The 24,664-nt window shown below is 60.6% G+C and carries 15 protein-coding genes; 8 read left to right on the forward strand and 7 right to left on the reverse strand.

The features are described from left to right. Positions 1–83: 83 nt before the first annotated feature. Positions 84–1,193: a hypothetical protein gene (locus G5S37_RS08060; protein WP_165202534.1), complete on the reverse strand. Its 1,110-nt coding sequence runs from the start codon at positions 1,191–1,193 to the stop codon at positions 84–86. 196 nt (positions 1,194–1,389) lie between these two features. Between G5S37_RS08060 and recR the strand changes: the two genes are divergently transcribed. Together recR and G5S37_RS08070 are read left to right on the forward strand one after the other, a co-directional pair. Further along, a complete protein-coding gene (gene recR, locus G5S37_RS08065) occupies positions 1,390–1,995 on the forward strand; it encodes a recombination mediator RecR (RefSeq protein ID WP_165202536.1) in 606 nt (201 codons plus the stop codon). A gap of 485 nt (positions 1,996–2,480) precedes the next feature. Next, positions 2,481–3,119: a TIGR00645 family protein gene (locus G5S37_RS08070; protein WP_165202538.1), complete on the forward strand. Its 639-nt coding sequence runs from the start codon at positions 2,481–2,483 to the stop codon at positions 3,117–3,119. 3 nt (positions 3,120–3,122) lie between these two features. Here the strand turns inward: G5S37_RS08070 and G5S37_RS08075 are convergent, their stop codons facing one another. Continuing rightward, positions 3,123–5,435, reverse strand: coding sequence for a trypsin-like peptidase domain-containing protein (locus G5S37_RS08075; protein ID WP_165202540.1), 2,313 nt, complete (start codon positions 5,433–5,435; stop codon positions 3,123–3,125). A 61-nt stretch (positions 5,436–5,496) separates the two neighbouring features. Next, on the reverse strand, positions 5,497–6,984 hold the full coding sequence (locus G5S37_RS08080) for a hypothetical protein (protein ID WP_165202542.1): 1,488 nt from the start codon (positions 6,982–6,984) through the stop codon (positions 5,497–5,499). Between the two features lie 113 nt (positions 6,985–7,097). On the opposite strand from G5S37_RS08080, the gene G5S37_RS08085 reads away from it, so the two are divergent. The 3 genes from G5S37_RS08085 (at position 7,098) to tnpA (ending at position 11,318) form a co-directional block, all read left to right on the forward strand. Continuing rightward, positions 7,098–7,565 (forward strand): YkvA family protein, encoded by a 468-nt coding sequence (locus G5S37_RS08085; protein ID WP_165202544.1) that lies wholly within the window; start codon positions 7,098–7,100, stop codon positions 7,563–7,565. A 139-nt stretch (positions 7,566–7,704) separates the two neighbouring features. Beyond that, a complete protein-coding gene (locus G5S37_RS08090) occupies positions 7,705–10,647 on the forward strand; it encodes a DUF1592 domain-containing protein (protein WP_165202546.1) in 2,943 nt (980 codons plus the stop codon). A 218-nt stretch (positions 10,648–10,865) separates the two neighbouring features. Continuing rightward, on the forward strand, positions 10,866–11,318 hold the full coding sequence (gene tnpA, locus G5S37_RS08095; protein WP_165202548.1) for an IS200/IS605 family transposase: 453 nt from the start codon (positions 10,866–10,868) through the stop codon (positions 11,316–11,318). Between the two features lie 299 nt (positions 11,319–11,617). Here tnpA and G5S37_RS08100 read toward each other — a convergent pair whose 3' ends face one another. Next, positions 11,618–15,346, reverse strand: coding sequence for an ATP-binding cassette domain-containing protein (locus G5S37_RS08100; protein WP_165202550.1), 3,729 nt, complete (start codon positions 15,344–15,346; stop codon positions 11,618–11,620). A gap of 217 nt (positions 15,347–15,563) precedes the next feature. Here G5S37_RS08100 and ftsH point away from each other — a divergent pair, with 217 nt between their 5' ends. After that, positions 15,564–17,684, forward strand: coding sequence for an ATP-dependent zinc metalloprotease FtsH (gene ftsH, locus G5S37_RS08105; RefSeq protein ID WP_165202552.1), 2,121 nt, complete (start codon positions 15,564–15,566; stop codon positions 17,682–17,684). Positions 17,685–17,770: 86 nt separating this feature from the next. Here the strand turns inward: ftsH and G5S37_RS08110 are convergent, their stop codons facing one another. After that, the gene (locus G5S37_RS08110) at positions 17,771–18,427 is read right to left on the reverse strand and encodes a hypothetical protein (RefSeq protein ID WP_165202554.1); all 657 of its coding nucleotides are present in this window, start codon (positions 18,425–18,427) and stop codon (positions 17,771–17,773) included. A gap of 39 nt (positions 18,428–18,466) precedes the next feature. Continuing rightward, positions 18,467–19,180 (reverse strand): hypothetical protein, encoded by a 714-nt coding sequence (locus G5S37_RS08115; RefSeq protein ID WP_165202556.1) that lies wholly within the window; start codon positions 19,178–19,180, stop codon positions 18,467–18,469. Between the two features lie 632 nt (positions 19,181–19,812). Between G5S37_RS08115 and G5S37_RS08120 the strand changes: the two genes are divergently transcribed. After that, positions 19,813–20,619, forward strand: a complete 807-nt coding sequence (locus tag G5S37_RS08120; RefSeq protein ID WP_165202558.1) for an RNA-binding protein — start codon at positions 19,813–19,815, stop codon at positions 20,617–20,619. Positions 20,620–21,130: 511 nt separating this feature from the next. Beyond that, positions 21,131–22,045 carry a tRNA (adenosine(37)-N6)-dimethylallyltransferase MiaA gene (miaA, locus tag G5S37_RS08125; RefSeq protein ID WP_165202560.1) on the forward strand — a complete coding sequence of 305 codons (915 nt, stop codon included), beginning with the start codon at positions 21,131–21,133 and terminating at the stop codon, positions 22,043–22,045. Here miaA and G5S37_RS08130 read toward each other — a convergent pair. Then, positions 22,042–24,582: an autotransporter outer membrane beta-barrel domain-containing protein gene (locus G5S37_RS08130; protein ID WP_165202562.1), complete on the reverse strand. Its 2,541-nt coding sequence runs from the start codon at positions 24,580–24,582 to the stop codon at positions 22,042–22,044. The two genes, miaA and G5S37_RS08130, sit on opposite strands and share 4 nt — an antisense overlap. Between the last annotated feature and the right edge of the window lie 82 nt (positions 24,583–24,664).

Genomic DNA, 24,664 nt, shown 5'->3' on the forward strand with positions numbered 1-24,664 from the left:
TGGTAGTCAGATTTGTCGCACTCAATATCGTGTAAACAAGGCGATTCCGATCATCGTCAAATCGCAGATGTTATGCTGTGCAGCTAGGTAAGCCGGGCCATCGTTTCTGGCGAGAGTTCGGCCATGATACGGCTGCGGAGCTTTTCAAAGGCTTCTGGTTTGCCAGCATGGGACAACCACAGGGCGGCCTGACACGCATCTCCCTGTCGATCGCACGCCTTGGCAAGGAAGAGGGATGAGATGACACGGTCCGTCTCGTCATTGTCCGGTGTGGTCAGCGGGGTCAGTAGCTCAATCGCTTCGGCGTAAACTCCGGTCTGTACGAGTGCTGTTCCCAAGGTGCCACGCACAGTGCGGATCTGTGGCACCAGCGCCTGCGCTTCTCGTGCCCATTCGAGTGCTCTGCTCGGTACGACATCACAGTCCTCCATCATGGCCGTGCAAGCCATGCTATCAAGAAGAAAGGCGCGCTCGCCGCCCACCAGTTTGGGGTTCTGTAGCAGAATTTGATATTTCTCGATCAGTGCTTTGTGGTTGCCCGCCGCCACCGCGATGTTTGCTTCCCCAAAGAGTGTCCTCTCTTCCTGGGTAGTCTTCCAAATCCACGATGCTCTGTAGCTGAAGTCGGGGTCGTAGCGCTTCGCACATCTCTGATACGTCTCCCGGAACACAAATTTCGGGCCCCACGACTCGGCGTATTTCCCGCTGATGTACTCCAGTAGCAGGCTTCCATCCGTGGGATATGTCAGGCCATCGACGCGGATTTGCGCAGGAAGGAGATGGACGAGTACATCGAAACCCCGGATGGACAGCGTGAAGACCAGGAACGCGGATACCGGGCCTTCTTTCTCCCATGAGAAGTAAATCTCGATTCTGGGCCAGAACTGCACCAAGGCCCACATCATGGCCAGGTCGACTGCGAGAACGACCAGCGTCATCAAGGCGCCTCTCCACCGGAGTCCAGACATCTCTTCTGGGTGCAGGAGGGTGTATTCCCCGAAGGGGAAGGGACCAAAATACCAGGGCGCTCCTGCGATGGAGGTCTTCCATCGCCATTCGCCGCTTCCCACCCACCCCCGGTACACTTTGAATCCTAGAAGCCGGCCGGCCGTCGTGCGCATCAATGCATGCACCAGCACGCTGAGGTATAGCCAGCCATAGCAGAGAAGGAGAAGGATGGAGTTTTCCAGCATGAGGACAAAACCAATATCAAGACGTGGTCTCTCCTGTCCTCTGAAAATTGCTTCGGTTGTTGGCAGGCGGTCAGTTTGTCATTCTATCTCGTCCTGCGAGTTTGGCGTTCTCTTGCGGCGCTTCCCTCTTCGTGCGATCTGCGGCTCTCCCTGCCTTGACTGTTGACTCCTGACCGTTGACCCTTCACTTCCACGCATGTCCCTCGATTACCCCGCACCCATCCGCGAACTCATCCTGCAGATGAAGTCGCTGCCGGGCATTGGCGCGCGGAGTGCGGAACGCATGACGTTGTGGCTGCTGGGGCGGGGGCATGTGCGGGTGGCAGAGTTGGAGTCGGCCTTGGCTGGGCTGCGTGAGCGTGTGGCCATGTGCCCCGAGTGTGGCTTCTACATGGAGAAGGAGGGTGAGTGCCCGCTGTGCCACGGCGCGAGGCGGCAACCCAAGCTGCTGTGCGTGGTGGAGCAGGCGGCGGATGTGCTGCGGCTGGAGCGGAGTGGTGCGTACTCCGGTTTGTATCACGTGCTCGGCGGGAAGCTCTCGCCACTGGATAACATTGGTCCCTCGGATCTGCGCATTGGTGAACTGGTGCACCGCGTGAAGGAGCAGCATCCGGAGGAGGTGATTCTCGCGCTCGGTGCGGATGTGGAAGGCGAGGCGACTTCCGGTTATGTGGCTGAGGTCTTGCGTGAGACTGGCGTGTCCGTCACCCGCCTGGCCCAAGGCATGCCTGCGGGAGGCGGATTGGATCATGTGGATGAGATGACGCTGCATCATGCGCTGAGTGGGCGGCGGAAGATGTGAGGGAGGCGATTCGGCACGTCTCTTCGCATCAGAAAACGAGTCGTCTCGTGACGAGAACAGCTCGACGCGCTTTGCATCTGGAGTGTTGTGTTCCACCTTGTGCGAAGCGCCTTGGAGTGCGGTGCGGAGCACCGCTTTGGCAGGGAGTTTCGGGCCGGAGGACCTGCTGCGAGACAGGCGGTTAGTGCATATCATATCATATCAGAACTCGGGCGAAATTCCTCTGCTGGAATCAGGGGTGTTTTCGGGATTCTACACGCTTGCAAAAGCGGTGCTCCGCACCGCACTCCAAGGCGCTGCGAGCAAGGTGGTGTGCTGAAGACTGTCATGGCGCATGTACGCGCAGCTCGTCTCACGAGACGTTTCGGAACACGGTTCTGACGTTCCCTGTGAAAAAATGATCCCTCGTTGCAACTGATGCACCGCATGCGCATTCCGCCATTTGACGAACGGCGCGCGTGCGTTCATGAAAACGGCGCACCCCTATGCCTGCACCGGATCCCCAACCGAGATTTCGCCGCACTCTGAGCAGTATGATCTTCCTCAGCCGCTGGCTGCAGGCGCCGCTGTACTTTGGATTGATTGTCGCCCAGGGCGCTTATGTCTGGCACTTCATGGTGGAGCTGTACCACCTGCTGCATGAGGTTCCCGGCATCACCGAGGAGAAGATCATGCTCAGCGTGCTGGGCCTCATCGATGTGGTGATGATCGCGAACCTGCTCATCATGGTGATCATCGGTGGTTATGAGACCTTCGTGTCACGGCTTGAGCTGAAGGGGCACCCGGACCAGCCGGAGTGGCTCTCGCACGTGAACGCCGGCATCCTGAAGGTGAAGCTGGCCATGGCGCTCATCGGGATTTCATCCATTCACTTGTTGAAGAGCTTCATCCACGTGGGCACGCAGTTCAAGCAGGACACGACCTTTGATCTCAATGTCAAAACGGAGTTCCAGCCGGAAACCGTGGCCGCAGCCATCGACATGTCGAATCATGTCCTTCTCTGGCAGGTGGCGATTCACGCCACGTTCCTCTTCTCGGCGCTGGCCCTCGCGTGGATTGACCGGCTCACCTATCAGGGCGCAGCAGCCATGCACACCGACAAGAAGGCTGTCGCGGCGCACTAGGGACTAGAGCGACTCATACAGCGCACTGATCTTGCCAAGGTCATAGCCCTCGGGCTCGGCATCCAGCAGATGCTTCAAGTCAGCACGCGCACCCTCGCGGTCACCCATGCGGGCACGGATGAGGGAGCGCTGCAGGCGATCACCGTGGGACTCGGGCTCGACGGTAATGATGAGGTCCAGGTAAGGCATGGCCAGTTCCGGTTTCTTGGCGTAGCTCGTGAGATTGTGTAGCAGGCGCAGGATGATGGCGCGCGACGTGGCGGGGGCGCGATGTTCGTCCAGCACTTCGGTGCCGGTGGATTGCTCGATGAACTGCTCGGCTTCCACGGAAGTGAGTGTCTTGCCACCCTCGAAAAGGTCCAGATACACCTGCCGCTTCACTTCCTTGACCGCAGCAGAAGTGGAAGCTGTGGCTGCAGCGCCTTCCTCCTTCTTCTTCACAGCTTCCTTCTCCTTGCCCTTCTCTTTATCCTTGTTCTCCACCTCGGGAATGCTTTCCTCATATGCCACCATGAAGCGGCCGGGAAGGGAGACACCATGGATCTCTGGCAATCCCAAACGGCGTGCGAGTTCCAGGTACACGATGGAGAGCGTGAGCGGGATGCCTTCACGATCATCCAGCACTTCGTTGAGATAGCTGTTGGAGGGATCGTCAATGGTATCGTTGCGGGTGCCGTGGAAACCGTTTTCCTTGAAGAGATAGTCCACCAGGCGATTCGCCGCGCGTGACGTTGACTTGGATTTGATGGCGGGATCGCCCTTCAACTCCTCCACCATGCGTTCAATGCCGCGAAGATACGGTTCGATTTCAACATCTGGATTGTCATAGCGTGCCACGAGCAGCGCGGCCTTCAGCAGTTCCGTCTGGTCACCGGGGCGGCGGAGCAGGGTGGAGATCTCCTGACCGATGGACTCACGGTGCATCTCCTTTTGCAGTTCCCGCAGGCTGGCCACCTGCTTCTCCAATTCCTTGGCGCGCGATTCCAAAAGGTGCCTCGCCGCAACTGGCTCGGTGAGCAGTTTCTTCATGGTGCTGTCCCGCTGCACCGTATTGCCGAGATACTGGTCGAGCTCAGTTTCGAGTTCCTTGGCGAGTTGCGAGGGCACGGCCTTCTGCGGCGCGGTCTCTCCCAGGTGGAAGCGTTTGAACTGCGCTGCCGGCACACGGAATTTGCACAGCCCCACCGCGCCGCCACGCAACTCGGCATCCTCCACTTCCGTCACGAGCGTGTCGTTCACGTAGCACTGGATCTTCGCCTCGTCCACGCGCACGCGAAGGCGGTTCCAGGTGCCCTGCTGATAGGCGGGCGTGGATACTTCCGCGAGTACGGTCCAGGAGAAGACATCCGGTCCATTGAATCGTGTGAGGCGCATCTTGCCTGCGCTGGGATAGAAGCCGTAGTGCTGGTCCTTGCCGTCCGAGCAGAAGGCGAGACCTGCCGCGCCGGATTCCTCATCGAGCTTCACCATGACGCTCACTTCGAAGGGCAGCCCGGGTGTCTCTTCCTTGTTCAGGCACACGGTGCGCATGCCCAGGCCCTGGCCTTGTTCATTGGCATGAATCACACCGGCATGCTGCGTCCAGCGGCCGTTGAACAGCGGCTCCCACGCACGCGGATCGAGACGGCCGATGGTGAGCCAGCGCTTCATGGGCACGGGATTCGGCTTCTCCAGCAGAGGGCGCAGCGCATTGATGGGGCGCGCGAAGCCGAGGTTATTCGTCACCGCACTCTTCAAGGTGAGCACCCCCTGCACACGACCCTCGCGGTCCATCAGGGGACCGCCGCTGTTGCCTTCCTCAATGGGAATGGCGACCTGAATCATGGGATGCCCTTCGACTTCACGCACGGCGGAGACTACGCCTTCCACCACGCTGAACTGCAATCCCTGCGGGTGGCCAATCGCCACCACATCCTGCCCCTGCTCGACCTTGTCCGAATCACCAAGCGTCAACGGCTGGAGATCCTTCTTGGAAATGCGCAGCACGGCGAGATCCAGATCCGCGTCCGTGGCATGCACCTCGGTGACTTCATGCTTGGTGCCATCGCTCAGTTCCACTTCCAGCCGGCGGGCATTGCCGATGACGTGGAGATTGGTGACGATGAGGCCATCCTTGTCGATGACGAAGCCCGTGCCCAACGCATCCTGCCCGCCGCCGCGGCCATACTGGGTAACCGTGACGATCGAGGGCCGCGACGCCTGCGTGAGCGCGGAGACACTGGGGGGCGACGTCTTGGTCACCTCCGGCTGGTCCTTGCCGGAGAGCAGCAGCGGGCAGAGGGCCAGCCACAGGGCGGGTAAAATGAAGAGCCGCATGAGAAGGGGAGTGTAGCAGGAAACGCGCTCTACGGGCGCGGTTTTTCTTGCTCCGTCCTGCTCAGTCCTGGGTCAGGGCCTGCAAGCCGCCCTGGTAAATCCACTCCTTGAGCGTGGGGAAGCCGGACAGATCCGGCACCACCTTGCTGCCGAAGGGGGCTTCATTCACCGTGCGCACGGACAGTTCTCCCCCGGTGATTTGCAGGGCCGTGAGTCCATCGGGGCGAGTGGCATACAGGTCCGGATGCGCCTCGGCTGTCTGCCGGGAAATCTCCGGCGGGTACATGCTCAGCCCTCGGAAGTAGTGGTGCCCGTTACGCTCCACATGGGGTACGCCCAGCAGGGCCTGTACGGCCAGATCCTGCAGCAGGGCGATGGGACCCACATTCACGAGATCCTCGCCGGAGATGACAAACTTCTCCCCCGGATGCTCCAGGCGATGCCGGTGGATGAAGCCCGCATTCGCCAGCCCTTTCAGCACGCCTTTGCAGTTCTTGTGGCTGGTGCCGGCGTAGCCGAGTGTCAGCGCGCGGTAGGCGTCGCCGAGGGAGCCATCGCTCTCGTCGATGATGAGTGTGGGCGCGTCCTTCCAGTCGCGCAGGGTGATGCCCACGGCATCATCGAGCGCCTGATCCCGGTGCATCGGCTGCTCCACCCAGAGCATGCGCTCCAGGATGGGGTGTAGCGAGGCATCCCGTTGCAATTCCTCGAAGTAGGAACGGAAGGCGGCCATGTCGTGGAAGAACTCATTTCCGTCCAAGGTGACCTGCCAGTCCTCCGGGCAGAGCGAGGTGAGGGTTTCCGAGATGGCGCGCAGCCTCGTGCGATCCGAGTCGAGGTCTGCGCCGAACTTGATTTTGAAACACCGCAGGCCGTAGGCGGGAATGCATTCCTCCAGTGCCTGGGGCAGTCCGTCGAGCAGGCGCTCTCCGGTAGGGATGTCTTCCACACGGATGGGATCCGCAAGCCCCACGGTGTGACGCACGCGGACGGAGGGCAGGGGAGACTCCGGCAGGTAGTCGGCGGGACGGATGCCCTCCAACGCAGGATGCGCCTCACCGAGGTCCACGCCCAGTTCTTCGGATTTCACCAGGCGATGCAGCGGCATGCCGGTGGCCTGGCAAAGCGCGTACAGCGTGGCGCGCTCCACAAGGCTGATGCCAAAATTCCACAGCAGGGGCGGATGGTTCTGTTGCGCCGCCCAGTGGGCCTGATCCTCCTTGAGCTGCTGCCACAGGTCCATGTAGGTCAGCGGAGAGGCATTGTACCGCTGCGCGACCTTGGCTGCGTGCTGGATCACGGCAATCATCTCCGCCAGATCCTGCTCCATGGAGCTTTGCGGATTTTTCGTGAACCACTTCGGCGGCAGTCCATCGCTCGCGATGCCGGTCGCCGCTTTGCCATCCACGTCGATTTCCACCTTCACAAAGAGGTGTGGCACCGCCGTCATGGAGGCGATGCCATAGCGAAATGGGAACCGCGTGCGCATCGGATGCACGCGGAGATCCACTTCGAGCACTCGCAGTCGGCAGGCAGCATTTTCAGACATGGGCGATTATCCAACACTTTGGTCCCTCAGAAATCCAATCCTCTGTGACGTGATGTGGTAAAATTCACCGTTCACCGCCGCGTCCTGCATTCGTATTTCAACAACACAACACCATGTCCCATTTTTCAAAATCTCCCCACGACGAATCACGCGAGCACGAGGACAACATTGCCAGGGTGGTGGGCAAGGAGGAGGACATCGACAAGAAGATGGCCGGTCAGCGAGCCTTCAAGAAGGTGCTGGAAAGCGGACGCCTTCTGCTTTCCTTGATCAAAGACTACTTCACCGGTGCCTACCGTGAGGTGCCGTACTGGGCCATCGGCGCGGGAGCGCTCGCGCTGGTGTACGTGCTCAGTCCCATCGACGCCATCCCGGACATCATCCCGGGGCTGGGCTTTGTGGATGACGCAGCCGTGCTTGCCTTTTGCCTGAAGCTCCTCGAATCGGAACTCAACCGCTACAAGGAGTGGAAGATGACCCGTGAGGTGGAAGGCGTGCAAGTCGGGCAGGAAGCGGCCGCAGGAGCGTTCAAGGATTGGAAGACGGCCCGCGAGGCGGAAACCAAGAAGCAAAAAGCCTGAGCTGGAGTGGCTTTTCGGAAAATTTGGGGCACTTTGGAGCGTACTCATGGTGACGGTGTTGCGCTTGCGCGTGACCCCGTCATGCCTGCCGTGCGGCAGCGGGCGCGGTTTTTTGCCGCGCCTCTTTCGTCTCCGAGGAATGCTTCGTGCTGAGCGTGTTCCGGAGGCGGAGATGCTGCATGGTGGTCGCCGCTCCCCTCACGTGCCCGCCCCCAGCCTCCGCGATTGCCTCATGCCGAAGTTCCGTTCCGTCTCCCTGCTCTTTGTGACTGCCAGCCTGTCCCCGGTCTGGTGCGCGTCTCTCATGGCACAAGCACCGGCTCCGGCGCCAGCCCAAGCGCAGCCTCAAGCGAAGGGGCAGGTCCTGTCCGAGCACGGGAAGGAACACTATGAGAAGCAGGTGCTGCCGGTGCTGCAGCAGTTCTGCTACGACTGCCACGGCGATGGCATGGACAAGGGCAACTTCGCCCTGGACAAGCATGCCGAGTTCAAGGTGATGATGGGGGACAAGAAGTTCTGGGACAATGTGCGCGAGCATGTGGACACCCACGTGATGCCCCCGGAAAACAAGGAGCAGCCCACGAACGAGCAGCGGGATGTCATCCTCAAGTGGATCGAGGACGACGTCTTCTGGGTGGATCCCAAGCGCCCTGATCCCGGGCACATCACGCTGCGCCGTCTGAATCGCGTGGAGTACAACAACACCATCCGCGACATCTTCCGCGTGGACTCGCGTCCCGCGACCGCCTTCCCGCCCGATGACACCGGCTACGGCTATGACAACATCGGCGATGTGCTGAGCCTCTCGCCGCTGCTCATGGAGAAGTACATGAAGGCAGCGAAGAAGGTGGGGGAAGATTCCATCTGGACGAAGCCCGCCACGCAGGTAGTGCGCGAACTGGGCGCGGCGAAGTTCGAAGATCCGAATGAGATCAGCGATCGTCTGGAAGACCAGACCCGCAGCATCTTCAGCAATGGAGACATCGTGACGAAGGTGGAGATGCCCACGGCAGGGATCTTCCGTGCTTCCTTGAGAGTGTCGGCGTCCCAGGCGGGGGCTGAGAAGGCGAAGATTGCCCTGGTGGTGGATGACAAGGAAGTAAGCCTGTTCGAAATCACTGCCGACTGGAACGATGCCAGCGACAGCAAGAAGTGGCAGACCTTTCATTTCGATCTGCCTCTGGAAAAGGGACAGCGTAAGGTGGCGGTGCGGTTCCTGAATGACCACTTCGAGGAGAAGGAGCCGGATCCGAAGCGCAAGGATCGCAATGTCTTCTTCGACAGCCTTGATCTGCGTGGTCCCCTCCGCTTCCTCACTGGCGAGCAGTCCAAGTTTCTGGATTGGCTGTGTGAAGGGCAGCGTCTGCAGGGTAAAAGCTTGATCCTGCGTGGGACGGATTTCAATGCGAATGGTCCGGGCGTGGGTGGAGACAGCGCCACGCTGTACTTGAGCGGGAATGGATTCGCCCACCGTCCGGTGGAGATTCTCGAGAACGGCACGTACAAGCTACGACTGCGGGTGAGTGCCGATCAGGCCGGACCTGAGAAGGCCAAGCTCAAAGTGAACCTGGGTGACGTGGACTTCGGCGTGCGTGAGATCACCGTGAAAGACACCCACGAGTCCGAGGAGTGGGTGTTCGAATCTGTCTTGAAGAAGGGCACGTACGATCTCCGCATTGAGTTCCTGAATGACTTCTACGGTGGTGCCGGCAAGGATCGCAATGCCGTGGTGCAGGAGGTCGTGCTGGAAACAGCGGCGGACAAGATGATGGTGGCGAACCGTGAAACGGTTCGCAAGTGGATCAGTGCGCTCGGCCTTCGCATCTTCCGCCGTCCCTTGGAGGAGGCGGACGTCACCAAGCTCAACACGATGGCAGACATGGTCTTCGCCGATGGTGGAGACGCCATCGATGCGCTGAAGCTGGTGACCGAGGCACTGCTGTGCTCACCGAAGTTCCTCTTCCGTGGTGGCGCCGAACCCATGGGTGCGGCTGAGAATGGCAGCGCACCGGTGGATGAGTTCACGCTGGCTTCGCGGCTTTCCTATTTCCTCTGGTCGAGCTGCCCGGATGAAGAACTGCTGCGCCTCGCCCGGAGTGGTGAACTCAGGAAGAATCTGCCGGCGCAGGTTACCCGCATGGTTGGTGACTGGAAGGCCTATGCCATGGCGGAGAACTTCGCCGGCCAGTGGCTGCAACTTCGTAACATTGATCTCGTCGCGCCGAACCGCCGCCTCTTCCCCGAGTTCGAGGGAGGCATCGGTGGTGAGATGAAGCGTGAGTCGCTCACGTACTTCGACCACATCTTCCGCGAGAATCGCAGCGTGCTGGAGTTCCTCGACAGCGACTACACGTTCCTGAATGAGAAGCTCGCGCGTTTCTACGGCATCCAGGGTGTGAAGGGGAAGGACTTCCGCAAGGTCTCGCTCGAAGGGACTCCGCGTGGCGGCATCCTCACGCACGGCAGTGTGCTCACGCTGACCTCGCACCCGAATCGCACATCCCCGGTGAAGCGTGGGCAGTTCGTGCTGGAGAACATCCTCGGGACGCCTCCGCCGCCCGCGCCGCAGAATGTGCCGGCGTTCGGCGAAGATCGGGGACGCAAAGTAGAAGGCACGCTGCGCCAGCGCTTCGAAGGCCACCGCGCCAATCCGAGCTGCGCGAGCTGCCATGCCTTCCTGGATCCCATGGGCTTCGCGCTTGAGAACTACGATGCCATCGGCCGCTGGCGCGACACGGACAACCGCCAGCCGATTGATGCCACCGGCAAGCTCCTCACCGGTCAGGCCTTCAATGGCGCCAAGGAATTGCGCAAGGTGCTGGTGGACGCTCGCAAGAATGAGTTCACCAAGTGCCTCACGGAAAACATGCTCACCTATGCCCTCGGCCGTGGTCTGGATTATCCGGATAAGCCGTTCGTGAAGGAGATCGTGAAGCAAGTGTCCGGCAGCGGCTACAAGTTCCAGGACGTCATGATGGGTGTCATCCAAAGCCCACCCTTCCAGCGCATGCGTGTTGGCGGGGATGGTGGGAAGAAGGTGGCGGAGGGGAGCGCGGCCGCAGGTGCGACGGTGCGACAGTAAGCGGTAGGACGGTGGGTGGCCTGGCAGTGTGCAGTCAGAACATAGGTGACACCTGTTCTACATGTGGTGGTTTTTCCATTCATGGTTGAATTGCGCTCCTCGTGGTGCAAGTATGAAGTCGCGAAGCGACGACCGTGTCTTAGCCCGGCCTTTCAAGGCCGGGTAGGTGGAGGTGTAGGTCGTGTCGCGAAGCGACACCCGAACCCTCTGCCACACCCATGGCCACCACGTTCCACAATCTCAATGTCCACGTCATCTGGAGCACCAAAGAGCGGGTTCCCTGGATCACACAGGATATCGAGCAGCGAGTTTGGGAATACATGGCCGGAATTGCGCGTCAGAAACGCATGACTCCGATTTGCGTCGGCGGCTGTGACGACCATGTTCACGCGCTGCTTCGGTTGCCTGCCAATCTGGACACAAGCAAAGCCGTCCAGCTTATCAAAGGATCGTCCTCAAAATGGATTCACGAGACGTTTCCCAAGTTGCGGGCATTCCGATGGCAGGATGGATTTGGCGCGTTTTCGGTCGCGCAGTCCGGGATTCCTGCGGTGTTCAAGTACATCAAGAATCAGCGGGCGCACCATCGCAAGAAGACGTTCAAGGAGGAGTTTGTGGAGTTCCTCGTGAAGAATGAAATCGATTTTGATGAGGGTCATCTTTGGGATTGAAGACGTGGATGGGATGAACAGGCGGTTCGGGTGTCGCTTCGCGACACGATTGTCGCACGTGCCTACCCGGCCTTGAAAGGCCGGGCTAAGACACGGTCGTCGCTTCGCGACTGAGAAATGCTCGGTCATCTCACGTGCGACAGAAGAGGGCGACGATTTGGTCGGGGCCCTTACCCGTAACCAGTGGAAGTTTCTCACCTTTTATGGTGAAGACTTATGCCAAAGTGAACTCCGGGTTGAGTCAGACCTTCCTAAAAAGCAGCTGAAGAAAATTTCTTCGGTGAACGACACACCTTCCCCTACACCTTCGACAACTGCCGCTTCAGCGCGAACATCAGGAAGGTGACCACCACGGCGAGGCCGAACATGATCACGAAGAAGTTCATCCAGAGCGTGCTGATTTTAAACTCCTCGTACCAGGGTTTCTTGAGTGCGGGAGTGTCGCGGGTGAGCTCGGTTTGTGGGGCTGCCGAGTCGTCCGGTTTGCCAAACGGGTGGTAGGTCTTCACGGTGCCGAAGAAGACATTTGGGCTCTCCTTGCGGCGGTAGTCTTCGCGCTCCATCTCGGCCTTGTTCACGAGGTCGAGCACCTTCTGGTTCACGTAGATCTCATCCGCGCTCACGCCCTTTTTGGAGCGGGCTTCGAGCAGAGACGGATCGAGACGGCCGGATTGCAGACCTTTGCGAATGAGCGCGAGGCGCTCGCCCACCACGTTGGCGTCTTCTCCGCTCAGTCCGGACACCACGGCGAGCGCCTGCTTGGCGAGGTCCATGTCCTTGCGCTGTTTTTCGGTAAGCGGGATGTGCCGCGGCAGGTTCGCGAACTCCTGGATGCGATCCTCCAGTTGCGCCTGCGCGACGGAGAGGGGATTCAGTTTGGCCTGGGAGATGATGGCGCTCTCATAGCTCCAGCGCAGCGGCATGAAGTGGCAGATGAAGGGCACCTTGAGCTTGCTGGCAGGCTCAGCCTCCGCGCCCTCCTTCTTTTCCACCCAGTGGCGGATGGAGTACACGAAGTCGAGGTTGCGATTCATCTCCTCGTATTTGATCAACGCACCACCGAGGATGATCTGCGGAATGAGCATCAGGGGAATGATGTTCAGTGCGGTGCGGATGTCATGCACCAGCGTGGACACCAGGAGTCCCAGAACTGCGCCGGAGAGCGACGTCAGGAACATCCAGAACAGGTGAACGAGGAACATCTCCCTCAGCTCCAGGATCGCATTTCCAATGATCAGGTAGATCACGCACTGGATGAGGGCGAAGGCGGAGAGGGACAGGATCTTCCCCGTGACGTAGTAGCCGATGCGCAGGTTGTGATTGCGCTCTCGATTCAGCATGTGCCGGTCGCGGATGACTTCATCCGCGCTGTTCGTGAGTCCCAGGAACATGGCCACCACCAGCGTGAGGAAGAGGTAGCTGGGAATGTGGAAGGCGCTGGCGAAGGTGTACGAGTCATCCTCCGAATACCGCAGCACCATGGAGATGAGCACGGCGAGCATGGGCGCCTCCAGCAGGGTGGTGAGCAGGTTGGCGCGGTTACGCAGCTTGCTCAGGAAGGCGCGCTTGATCATCGTGGCCAGCAGCAGGCCCTCCTCCCGCAGCGTCAGGCGCGGGGGCTTGGGTATCTTGCGATGGCCGGAGAGCGAGTCATGCCGGCTGTGGTCGTGATCACGCCGGGTCTCCTGCTGGGATACACTGCGAAGCAGCACGTGTGTCTGGAAGCGGTCACGCCAGAAGTTTGGCGGGAAACGCCTGGCCGGCACGAGGTGGCCGTCAGACGTCTGCTCGTGGATGATGTCACCACTGATGTCTCGCAGCGGCGTTTCGAGCACGTCGAATACCAGGTCCGGAGTGACGATGTCCGGCAACGCGAGGTCGCCACCCATGCGGCTGCCGTTTCCGGCCTGGCCGGTTTCTTCACAATAGGCGCCCCAGAAATACTCCAGCATGCCCTGGGGTGTGCCGAAGAAGGCCATCTTGCCGCCCTTGTCCAGCAGCAGCGCCTTGTCGAACATTTGCAGCAGCTTCATGCTCGGCTGGTGGATCGAGCACATCACGATCTTGTTGCGAGCGAGTGAGCGGATGAGCTCCAGCACATGCTCGGAGTCCTTCGAGGAAAGGCCCGAGGTGGGCTCATCGAATAGGTACACGTCGGCGATGCCGATCATGTCGAGGCCCGCGTTCAGTCGCTTGCGTTCGCCGCCGCTCAGGTGCTTCTGCTCGGGGGTGCCGGCGAGGCGGTGGCGCAGTTCGTTGAGGCCGAGTTCGACGAGCTTGGCGTCCACGCGCTTGCGGCGCTCTTCCGCCGGAAGGTGCGGGCAGCGCACGGCTACAGAGTAGTCCAGGTTCTCCTGCACCTTCAGCAGTGCGTCGAAAGCATCCTCCTGCGGGATGTAGGCGATGTAGGGAGTGAGATTCGGAAGGCTGCCGTACAGCGGGAAGCCATTCATCATGATGTCACCCACCTTGGGCTTGAGCTGGCCGCCGAGCACGCGCAGCAGCGTACTTTTGCCGCAGCCGCTGGGGCCCATGACACAGATCATTTCCCCACGGCGCACCGAGAGGCTGATGCCATCCAGCGCGGAGCCCTGCCCACCGTAGCGGTGACCCACTTCACGGAGCTCGACATGGCGGATGACGTTGCGCTCCTCCTCGATGATGCGATCCGCGAAGTGGCAGCGCAGGTACTGGCCTTCACCCAGCGTTAGCGTGTCGCCATCATTGAGTCGTGCACGCTCCTTGATGACCGTGTTGCCCACATAGATGGGCCGGTCTGAGCGGAGGATCTCCAGGGAGCCGGTCTTCTCCTCGTAGTCGCAGACGATCTTCAGCAGGATTTCGCCCTCGCCATCCTGGGAGAGGAGGATGTCGCCTTCCTCCAGCAGGTCGGGATTGTTGGAGACGAGGTAGGTGTTGCGGCTGCCTTCCAGGCGGAACTGCTCGCCGAACTCACGCGCGCGGCGGCGGAGTTCCTGAAGCGAGATTTCCACCTCGCCCTTCGCAATGATCTTGTCCTCGATGGAGGCATCGATCTTCGTGCCTTCCTTGAGGCGGCGGCCGTTGATCTTCGCATCCGTGTCGCGCAGGGCCTCGATGGTCACACCGAGGCCGAAGCTGATGCGCAGGTTCGTATTGCGATTGCGCGTCTGGGAGATTTCCGCGCTGCCTTCTTCCGTCAGCGTCAGGTAGAGCTGCGTGCCGGTGAGGTTTTTCTTGGCGTTGAAGTAGCCGGTGAGGTCCGCGTAATCGAGCGAGATGTCCTCCAGCACCACGCGCTCGCCCTGGTAGAGGCGGGAGAAATCTCCCGGCTTCAGGGTGCGGCTGCGTACCAGCACGGGTACCGTGCCGGTATTCTTCAGCAGCATGAGGTTCTGGTAGCGGAAGGCCGCCACGGAGCAGTTGCTGCTCAAGGAGCGCAGCAGCACATCGCAGGGCTCCTCGGAGGCGATGCGGAGCATTTCCAGCGGCTGTCCGGCCTTGCCGGAGAAATCGGTCTCCTCGGAAGGTTTGTCGTCTGCGTTGAGCTGGTAGACGATGTCGATGGCCTGGGCGGCGATGCCCAGGTTTGTCATGAAAAGGTAGAACTCGACGAGCTGCTGGCGGGAATTGTCCGAGCGGGAGATGAGCAGGTAGAGCTGCACTCCGAGCAGGATCTTCTGCTCGATGGACAGTGTGCGGCTCAGTTCGCGGGCACGGGCACTCAGGTCCTGCGGCTTCTGCAGCGCCTCGAAGTAGATGCGCCGCAGTTCGGAGTAGATGGCCTCCGGATAGTCATACCGCATGAACCCCAGGCTGGAGTCGATTTCCTCCTCCATGATCGAGCCGTCGATCTTGGAGAAGCCGGCGAAGACCTCCATGAGCACCGGCAGCATGGTGTGGGAGGTGGAGTCCACCGGCAGGCCCTGAAGCTTTCGCAGGGTGCGCCGCCACCACGGCATGCGCCCGCCCAGTGCTGACCCGCGAACAGGCCTCACCGGACGGGGGCGCTGGGTGGGGAGCGAGGGCTCGACGGGGGGAGGGGGCATGAAATAAATACTTTGGCACCGTAGGCGCGCGCCGTGAAGTCACAACTGCAAGTTCCGGTGTTCCCAAGGAGTCCACGCCGCCTTCGTGATGCGTAACGTTCCATGCGGGTGAACCTGCAATTTCCGAGGAGCCCGAATTTTTACCCCTGCCACTTTCCTTTGCCACACCCGTTTGGGGGTGTATCATCCCAGTTGAATCGTTTTTTCCCAGAAACTCATGTTCGAAGACGAACCTAACCAGCAGCGCAATAACAACCGCAAGACGCCCGAGCCCCAGTTCAACTGGAAGGGTCTGATTCTGCTGGTTGCCTCAGGCCTTATCATCGCCTGGGCCTTCATCCTGAATTCCGATAAGGGAGGCATGATGCAGGGCGGCCCCAAGAAGAACTTCCCGGAGTTTCAGCAGCTCGCTCTTGATGGAAAAATCATCAGCACCAAGGACAAGCCGCTTTACCTGGTAAATGATCCGAGCACCGGAGAAGAGTACCTGGAAGGGTACTACCTCAAGGATCCCGTGGCTCCTGAGAAGGCCCCCACCGAGGCCCAGTTCAAGACCCCGGTGAATGTGGAGTTTCAGAAGGATCAGCTCGCGAAGCTCGTCGCCGAGGTGAACGCGCAAAACGCGGAGAAGCGCAAGGCTGACAAGGAAGCGGGCAAGCCCGAATCGACCGCGACAGATCTGGTGATCACGCCGAGGCATGATACCAGCCACATGGGCACCTTCCTGTTCACCCTGCTGCCGCTTCTGGTGCTGGTGGGCCTGTTCCTGTTGATTCGTCAGCAGATGAAGATGGCGGGCCGCGGAGCGCTCAGCTTCGGCAAGAGCCGCGCCAAACTGCTCAACCAGGACCGCAACCGCATCACCTTCAAGGACGTCGCCGGCTGCGATGAGGCGAAGGAAGAAGTGTGGGAGCTTGTGGAGTTCCTAAAGGATCCGAAGAAGTTCCAGCGCCTGGGTGGCAAGATCCCCAAGGGCGTGCTCATGGTGGGCTCACCCGGCACCGGCAAGACCCTCCTCGCCAAGGCCATCGCCGGCGAGGCGGACGTGCCTTTCTTCAGCATCAGCGGTTCCGACTTCGTGGAAATGTTCGTGGGCGTGGGCGCGAGCCGCGTGCGTGACATGTTCGAGCAGGGCAAGAAGAATGCCCCGTGCTTGATCTTCATCGACGAAATCGACGCCGTGGGCCGCCATCGTGGCCATGGTCTCGGCGGTGGTCACGACGAACGCGAGCAGACGCTGAATGCCATGCTCGTGGAGATGGACGGCTTCGACACTCAGGAAGGCGTCATCATCATCGCGGCGACGAACCGTCCCGATGTGCTTGACCCCGCGCTGCTGCGTCCCGGCCGCTTTGACCGCCAGGTCATGGTGAGCCTGCCAGACGTGAAGGGCCGCGAGGAAATCCTGCGCGTGCATGCGAAGAAGGTGAAGCTCAGTGAAGACGCGGATCTCAGCAAGATTTCCCGCGGTACCCCCGGATTCTCCGGCGCTGAACTCGCGAACGTGATCAACGAAGCCGCCCTGCTGGCCGCCCGCCGCAACCTGAAGGCCATCGGCACGCCCGAGCTGGAGGAAGCCCGTGACAAGGTGCGCTGGGGCCGTGAGCGCCGCAGCCTGGCCCTGACGGACAAGGAGAAGGAGAACACGGCCTACCATGAGGCGGGCCATGCCATCCTCATCGAGCTGCTGGAGCACACCGATCCGCTGCACAAGGTCACTATCATTCCGCGTGGTCCCTCGCTCGGCTCCACCATGTGGCTGCCGGAGCAAGACAAGTTCAACCACCGCAAGAACGAGCTGCTCGACAATCTCGTGGTGGCCATGGGTGGCCGCGTGGCTGAGGAAATTCAGTTCGGCAACGTGACGAATGGCGCCATGGGTGACATCCGCTCGGCTACAGGCATCGCCCGCAGCATGGTGTGCGCTTGGGGCATGAGTGAGAAGCTCGGCATGGTCGAGTACGGCGAGCAGGAGGGGCAGGTCTTCCTGGCCCGCGATCTCGCCCGCAACCGCAACTACAGCGAAGCCACAGCGCAGATCATCGACGAGGAGGTGAAACGCCTTATCGACGAAGCCTACGACAAGGCCACGAAAATCATCGTGACCCACAAGGACAAGCTGGATGCCATCGCCCTGGCGCTGCTCGAGTACGAGACCCTTGATGGTTCCCACATCAAGGAGATCATGGAGCACGGGCGCATCCTGCATCCGCCGCAATCTCCCAAGCCGCCCACGCCTCCGCCTGTGCCGAAGGCTACCCCGGAACGCACCCCCGCCAAGTCTGAAGACGAGTCGGAAGGTGGCCTCCCCGGTGGTGTGGTGGGTGTGCCGGCGTAAGGGTGCCGAGGGATTCCCGCGGCAGCGGGCTGGGGTGAGCAACACGAATGGGTCGGGGCGCAGTGGCGCACGACCCTTCTTTGTTTTTACGTCCTCCCTCCAAGGAGCAGCATATGGACCAGTTCCCGCACAGGTTGCCAGCGGAACCCGTAGGCTGTGGGGTGATGGAAGCCGATGAGTTTCACCTTGTGCCCGTCAGAAATCAAAAGTTGGCCTGTACGGCATTGAGTCCCGACGTCGTTGGGAACGCTCGTGTCTGAGTCTTTGGGAAGATAGGACCACATCCGGTTGCTGAAGGCGATCACGACATCAGGGCGGTGTTCCTCAAGCGTTTCTCGAAACGCTGACTGTGCTTCGAGCCAAGCGGCTGCCGGTGGTTGCTGCCGGGGCCTCGACAGCACTACCTGAAGGTAGTTATAGTAGAGCACTGCGTTCCAAAACCGCTTGCGAGATTCTAAGGACCTAGGGTCGTGGTCAAATATCCGGGCGATCCTCGTGTAAAACCGACTCCGATTCCAGTAGCGTTCGGCATCCGGGTACCCAATTGCGTCGTGGCCCAGATGGATAGTTTGATTGGCGGCGTCATAACCATCCTGAGTAGCTTTCGCGTCATAGGATGACTCGCCAAGGATCATGACCTTGCGATTCCAAAGACCAGTCGTCGCATAATTGGTTCCCACAAAGGGATGGATCACGCGGGTGGTGGCAGACGTCTCGGCGGTGGCTAAAGATTCGTGTCTCATTGATGGATGGAGAAGGGAGAGTGCGGAGGTGGGGCTAAACTACTGCTTGTCTGGCGCTCCCTTCCGCGATGCCTTCTCCGCCTCCGTTTCCTTCTCATCTTCCAGGATTCTGGCTTTGGTCTCCTGTTCCAGTTTCGTCAGTCGCTTCTCCAGTTCCTCGAAGGATTTGTACGGGGTGAGGGGCAGTTTTAGCTCGTCGAAGAGCCGGGCGATTTCGTGCAGGTCGGCACCCACGACCATCCTCAATTCCTCATCCATGGTCGCCATCCGCAGTTTGGGAGATGTTCTGAACCCGGTGCAACTGAAGCAGATCTCAATGCAGCAGAGGGGATCTCCCTGCGACGAGTAGAACACAAAGGCGTGATGGGGATTGTAGCAGTCAAAGATGGGAAAAAGGGAGTCGGTTTTCAGCAGGGCAGTGGTGAGCCGGGAGATTTGGGTCTTCGACACACGTGCCTGTGCGGTGACGCGTGAGACGAGTGTGTCGACGTTCACGACGCCCTCTCCCTGACTCAGGATGCTTACCCCGCTGGTGCTTTCTTCCGTTTCCCCCTTTGTCCCGAAGGGATCTGCCGCGAGACGAGGCCGGAGGTCGCGGTCATCCGCATCCCGGAAGGCATAGGCGATGCAGAAGGCGGATTGGGAGATGAGATCCAGGGCCTTGTTGCCAGCCGGCTGGTCTTCTGCGCGGCACGGAATGCAGAGCAAGGACTGAAGTGCGGCGAGCAACAGGCAAACGGGGGCGAGGCGCATGGGTGAGTTTTTTCCAAAAACGGTGAAGAGACAAGAGGGTATCTTCTTCAGAAAGAGTTGAGTCCGGGGGCGGGACGTGACTGAAGCTGAGGTTTTTGCATGGGTGCTCCCAGCGTGCGGGGTTTGCAATGAGGGGGAAATCCACACTGTGGCCCTTTGGTCCGGAGGGTGCGGACGGAAGTGCGGTTTGCAATGTATGCAAGCTTTTCATGGTGAGTGGGTTACGTCGTTTGGATGCGGCACAGGAAAAACGCCTTGCTGCCCCTCGGGTTTGGCCCTAGCTTTATGACTGTCAGTTCCCCGTCAAAGCACGCCCGCTTTGAGGCCGAGTGTTCACCCGCTCCGGTGCCCGACAATGCGTTTTAACCCATCGCGAATCGAGCCTATCCGCCTCAGCATCCAGCAACTTACGAAGCTGGAACCCCCTCGTGCGACTTTGACCTGCCACCACCGAGCTCTGCCTGCCCAGCTTGCCGAAACCGCCGGTGGCAACTGCCTGCGAGGCCTCGTGTGCGCCGTGTCTGCCCCGCCCGTTGCGGGAAGACTCCACGGTTCCGTCGTTTCGGAACCACGCGCCGCCAGCCGCCTCGCCCAACCCACAGCTAGCAAAACTAAGACAACTCGCCCGTATCATGAGCGACTACAAACCCAACGGCCAGGGCCGCCCCCAAGGTGACCGCCGTCGCCGCCGCCGCGGCGGAAGAAATCGCGGCCCCCAAAGCGCGTCAGAAAATAGCAGCCAGAGCAGCCACAAAAGCTTCACCCGGCCCCCCAAGACCAAACCTCTCACCGGCTTCCAGAAGTTCCTGAAAGTCGTGACCCTCGGATTATACAATCCGACCCCCGCCCCGCGTCCCTCCAACCACGGCACCGGCCAGCCCCAGCGCACTCCGCGTGAGGAAGGCCCCATTGCCCGTAGCGACCGCCAGGAGCGTGAGAGCACCCGCCAGGAGCGCAGCGACCGTGGAGAACGCGGCGAGCGTCAGGAGCGCGGTGAACGTAGTGAACGCCCGGAACGTGCTGATCGTGGCGAACGCCGCGAGCGCCCCCCGCGCCAGGCCCCCGTGTCCACCGAAGTGACCAATGAGCGTCTCTACGTGGGCAACCTGAGCTACGACGCCTCCGAGAGCGATCTCTTCGAGCTCTTCAGCGGCTCCGGCCGAGTGAAGAACGCCGAGGTGGTGGTGAACAACCGCACCCAGCGCTCCAAGGGCTTCGCCTTCGTGACCATGATGAGCGTGGACGAAGCGAAGAAGGCCGTGGCGGATCTCAATGCCAAGGACTTCATGGGCCGCCCGCTGGTGGTCGGTGGCGCGAAGCCGCTGGCTCCCCGCGATGAGCGCCCGAGCCGCGACGACGAAGAAGGCAGCGAAAGCGAAAGCCAGGAGGAAGCTGCCCAGCCCTCCGGCGACGAATCCAAGCCCGAACTGGCTGCCTAACGCATTTTGACGGCTCCTCGTGAGCCTGCCTGAAACCGCCTGTCTGCCTCGTGCGGCAGGCGGTTTTGTTTTTTGTGCCCCGTAGGTGATGAGGTGAAACGCAAAGCAGCGAAGCAGCAAAGGGATGAGGAAAGGAGGGAGGAACGAGGTGGGGCGTCAGGGGCGGATTCCGGTTAACCGCAGAGGGGCAAAGAGGCAGAGGACGCAGAGGATTTTTGGGGAGGGGGCCAGGGTGAAGCGATGTGAGGGAGCGGGTTTTGGCTTTCGAGGAGGAGGAGGCAAAGACGCGGAGGTGGGCCTCTAGGGTGTGATGATGGCTGAGGGGTGCTCCGTTGCCTTGCTGCCCCTCAACCTTTTGCGTCCTTTGCGTTCTTTTGCGGCCATTCCTCAGGACGGAGTTGCGCTCTGCCACGAACTCGCTGGGTGGTAGGAGCATTCCTGGACGTTGCTGCGATTTTTTCTTGCCAGTCCCGATAGGTGCCCGACCATCGTGCAATACTCCGAGGCAGCCGTGAAAACGTCTCCGCAACCGTTCTATGTGGTGGGCCCAACCGGCTCGGGTAAATCCGCGCTCGCCATCATGCTGGCGAATCTGTGGGGTGGGGAGATTGTGAATGCCGATGCCTTCCAGCTCTACCAGGGGCTGGACATTTGTACGGCGAAGCCCACGGCGGCCGAGTGTGCGCTGGCACCGCATCACCTCTATGGCGTGCTGTCTCCCACGGAGCTGTGTGATGCAGCCTTCTTTGCGGATCTGGCGAAGCCGGTGATTGCGGACATTGCCTCAAGGGGTGCCGTGCCCATCGTGGTGGGAGGAAGCGGTCTTTACATCAAGGCACTGACGCATGGCCTCAGCCCGCTGCCCTCGGATGAGGGATTGCGCCGTCGACTTTCACACCTAACCCCGGGAGAACGAGTGGCCTGGCTGCTGGCGCGTGACGCGCATGCCTCGGAGACAGTGAACCTGAAGAACGACCGGTATGTGACCCGCGCTTTGGAAATCTGTCTGCTGACGGGAAAACGGCAGAGCGAGCTACGCAAGGCGTGGAAGGACCGTGTGCCGGAGTATCACGGCATCCAGCTTGCCTGGGAGAGGGATGCTCTGCACGAGCGCATCAACAGCCGGGTGCATGCCATGGTGGCCGCGGGACTGGTGGAGGAGATTCGCAAGGCCACGGAGCTTTCCGCCACGGCGGAGAAAGCGATCGGCGTGCCGGAGATACGGGAGCATCTGCAGGGGAAAGTGTCTCTACCGGATGCGATCGCGGCGATCCAACTTGCCACGCGGCAGTATGCGCAGCGTCAGGTGAAGTGGTTCCGCAGGGAAAAAGGTTTTGTACCTGTAGAGATCCAGTTGGGTGCTCCCATGGAGAAGCTGGTGGCCAGGGCGGAAGAGGTGAGGACGGCTGGGGCTGGCCTGCGCTAGAAACGCCAGGAGGCGGTCACGCTCACCGTGTGGTTCGCATCGTCGTTCTGTCCGAAGCCGACGTTGTAGTACACGTTCGCGTAGAAGTTCGCTCCGACTTGAAGTCCCAGGCCGGTGCCAATGAAGACTGCATCCGGATTCTCATCGCTCATCTGGTACATGAATTCGGGGCCGGACCCGCCATCCAGTGCGGAGTGCAGGTCGCCATCACCGAGGTATTCATGCTGCCAGAAGGCGCGGAGTTCGGGGATCAATGCGGTGCGTTCATTCACCGCGATCGTGTAGGCGATGCGTCCACCGATATAGCTGCGCAGGCTCTCGGAATCCGCGTCGCGCATCTGGAGGTTCAGGACGCCTGCTCCTGTCTCGGTGAAGTCACCCAAGTCCACCTTGTTGTACTGCAGGCTCATCTGCGGTCCCAAGGTCCAGTTGCCAACATGGAAGTCATAGCCGGTGCCCAGCATCGTGAAGAACTCATAGCCATCGGGTTCGCTGGAAGCCCTGCGGTTCAGCGTGGCCCATTGGATGGCGCGTTTCACATCGAACTCTGTCTGGCCACCGCCGACGGCGAGGTCCATGTAGAAGCCGTTCTGGTCAAAGTTCGCGTAGGCACCGAAGCGGGTACTGCGCAGGTCCATGTCTCCGCCGAAGTCGTAGTCACCCCAGCCCTCCTGGTAGCTTCCAAAGAGGCCCACGGTCAGATTGTCCGCCACCTGGTAGTCACCGCCGACGAGGATGGTGCCACTCTCAAAGCTCTCGCCCGGAGTGAGGCTGAGCCCGCCACTGCTGAAGAGGCCACTCGCCTGGGTCCACACCTGCCACTTCTCATTCTCGACCGGGGCCACGGCGAGTTCCTTGGACGAGAGGACATTCTTGCTGCTCTTCGCACTGTTGGTGGTGGAGGGCAGGGGAGGGTGGCCAGAAGCTTTGGAGTCCGAGAAGGCACTCCCGAGGCGACGGGCGCTGAACTGCTGGAACAGAAGCTGTCCATGCGTGTGGCCCAGCTCCGTGGCCGTTTGCAACGCGCCCTCGTAATAGGTCGGCTGGATGGCCTCAAACGCGGCAGGATATTGCTCTGCTCTGAGCAGGTCCAGAGCGAGGGTGACGGCACCAATGTCTCCGTTCTCGATGCCGATCCATTCATCCAGAGCCCTGGCAGTGCTGCGTTGGTTCTGTGTCTGGGCCACCAGAGTATAGCTCGCGGGCGCCACCAGAAGCGTGCCGGTGGAGCCTGAGTTCAGGAAACGACCGCGGAGAAGGTGGTCATCCGGCATCAGGATGCGGTTGAACCTGCCCGTGATTCTGCCTGCCCGCAGGAAGGTGTAGAGGTCGCCGTAGTCCAGATCCGCATTCAGGGAGCGCACGTCGAGGGTGCCATTCAAATGGGCCTGTCCGCTCACCGTGAGTCGATCCACCGCGCCGGCGCCATTGACCTCAATCTGCAGTGTGCCTCGTGATGTCTGGACGAAATTGCCGTCAATGGTGAGCTTGCCAATGCTGTTGCCGGGGGCGACCACGCCGTTGTTCGTCACGTTCCCCGCGACCAGGCCATTGCCCTGAAGCGTGCCGCGAGTGCCCACAAACACGTGAGGGGTGTGCAACGTGCCATTCACTGCGAGCACACCCTGCACGGAGGTGCTGCCCTCCACCTGAAGCAGACCATTGGACGCAACGGTCAGACGTGTGCCGCGACCGATGAGCGCATTGCTTCCCACGGTGAACAGATTTCCCACATTCAGCTGCCCGCCAGCCACCACCAGATTGCCTGGCACGGTGGCTGTACTGTTCACGGTCAAGGTCCCGGCCCCTTGCTTCGTGAAGTCTGAAACGGTGGACAGATGACCGCCCTGGATGGTGCCCCTGCCGGTCGGCACGATGAAGGCACCGCTGGTCACTTCCAGATTGTTGTACACCTGGAGAGAGCCACCGGGGGCGAACCACAGGGCATTGATGACGTTGCTCTCGGTGGTGGTGCCGGTGAAGGAAGGGCCACGTACGACAAACGTGCTTGCCGGATCGGTGTTCACAGGGCTGGAGTTCTGCAGAATGTTGGTCGCCAGCGGGGCGAACAAAATCTGAAACGCGAGATTGCGGTTATTCGAGGTCCATGCGTTTACGTTGAACAAATCCGCGAAGTTGCCGGCGGTCGAGGCGATGAGGAATCCATCGGGGTAAGGAATGTCATTTATAAATCCGCCCACCCCCACGGAAGAAGGTCCATTGCTTGGGACATCAAGGACGCTGACGAAAACCGCGTATTGTTGGCCAGCATCCAAGGCCAGGGGAGTGGGCAGCGTGAACGTGTACAGCTCCATACCACTGGAGCTGTTTGCGACCTGGCTCACCGAACCCTGATACAGCGCCGGGCCTGTGAGCTGACGGTTGACAGTGTCGTAGGCATAGAGGTAGGGCCTTACGTTGACGCCGGGATCGCCGGATGACGCCTGGAAGGCGAGGGTGAAGCTCGAAGCCCCCATGGACGTGTCCGAGGGAGCCTGAAACGTCTGGCCAAACGAGGGAAAATTGGAGGAGCCCAAGTATCCAAAGCCCGATACGCCGTTCCAAGTCGGAAAGGTATCGATGGTCTGTGCACCAGCAGATGAACACAACGCTGCTACC

It is taken from the genome of Roseimicrobium sp. ORNL1, assembly GCF_011044495.1.
Taxonomy (GTDB): Bacteria; Verrucomicrobiota; Verrucomicrobiia; order Verrucomicrobiales; family Verrucomicrobiaceae; genus Roseimicrobium.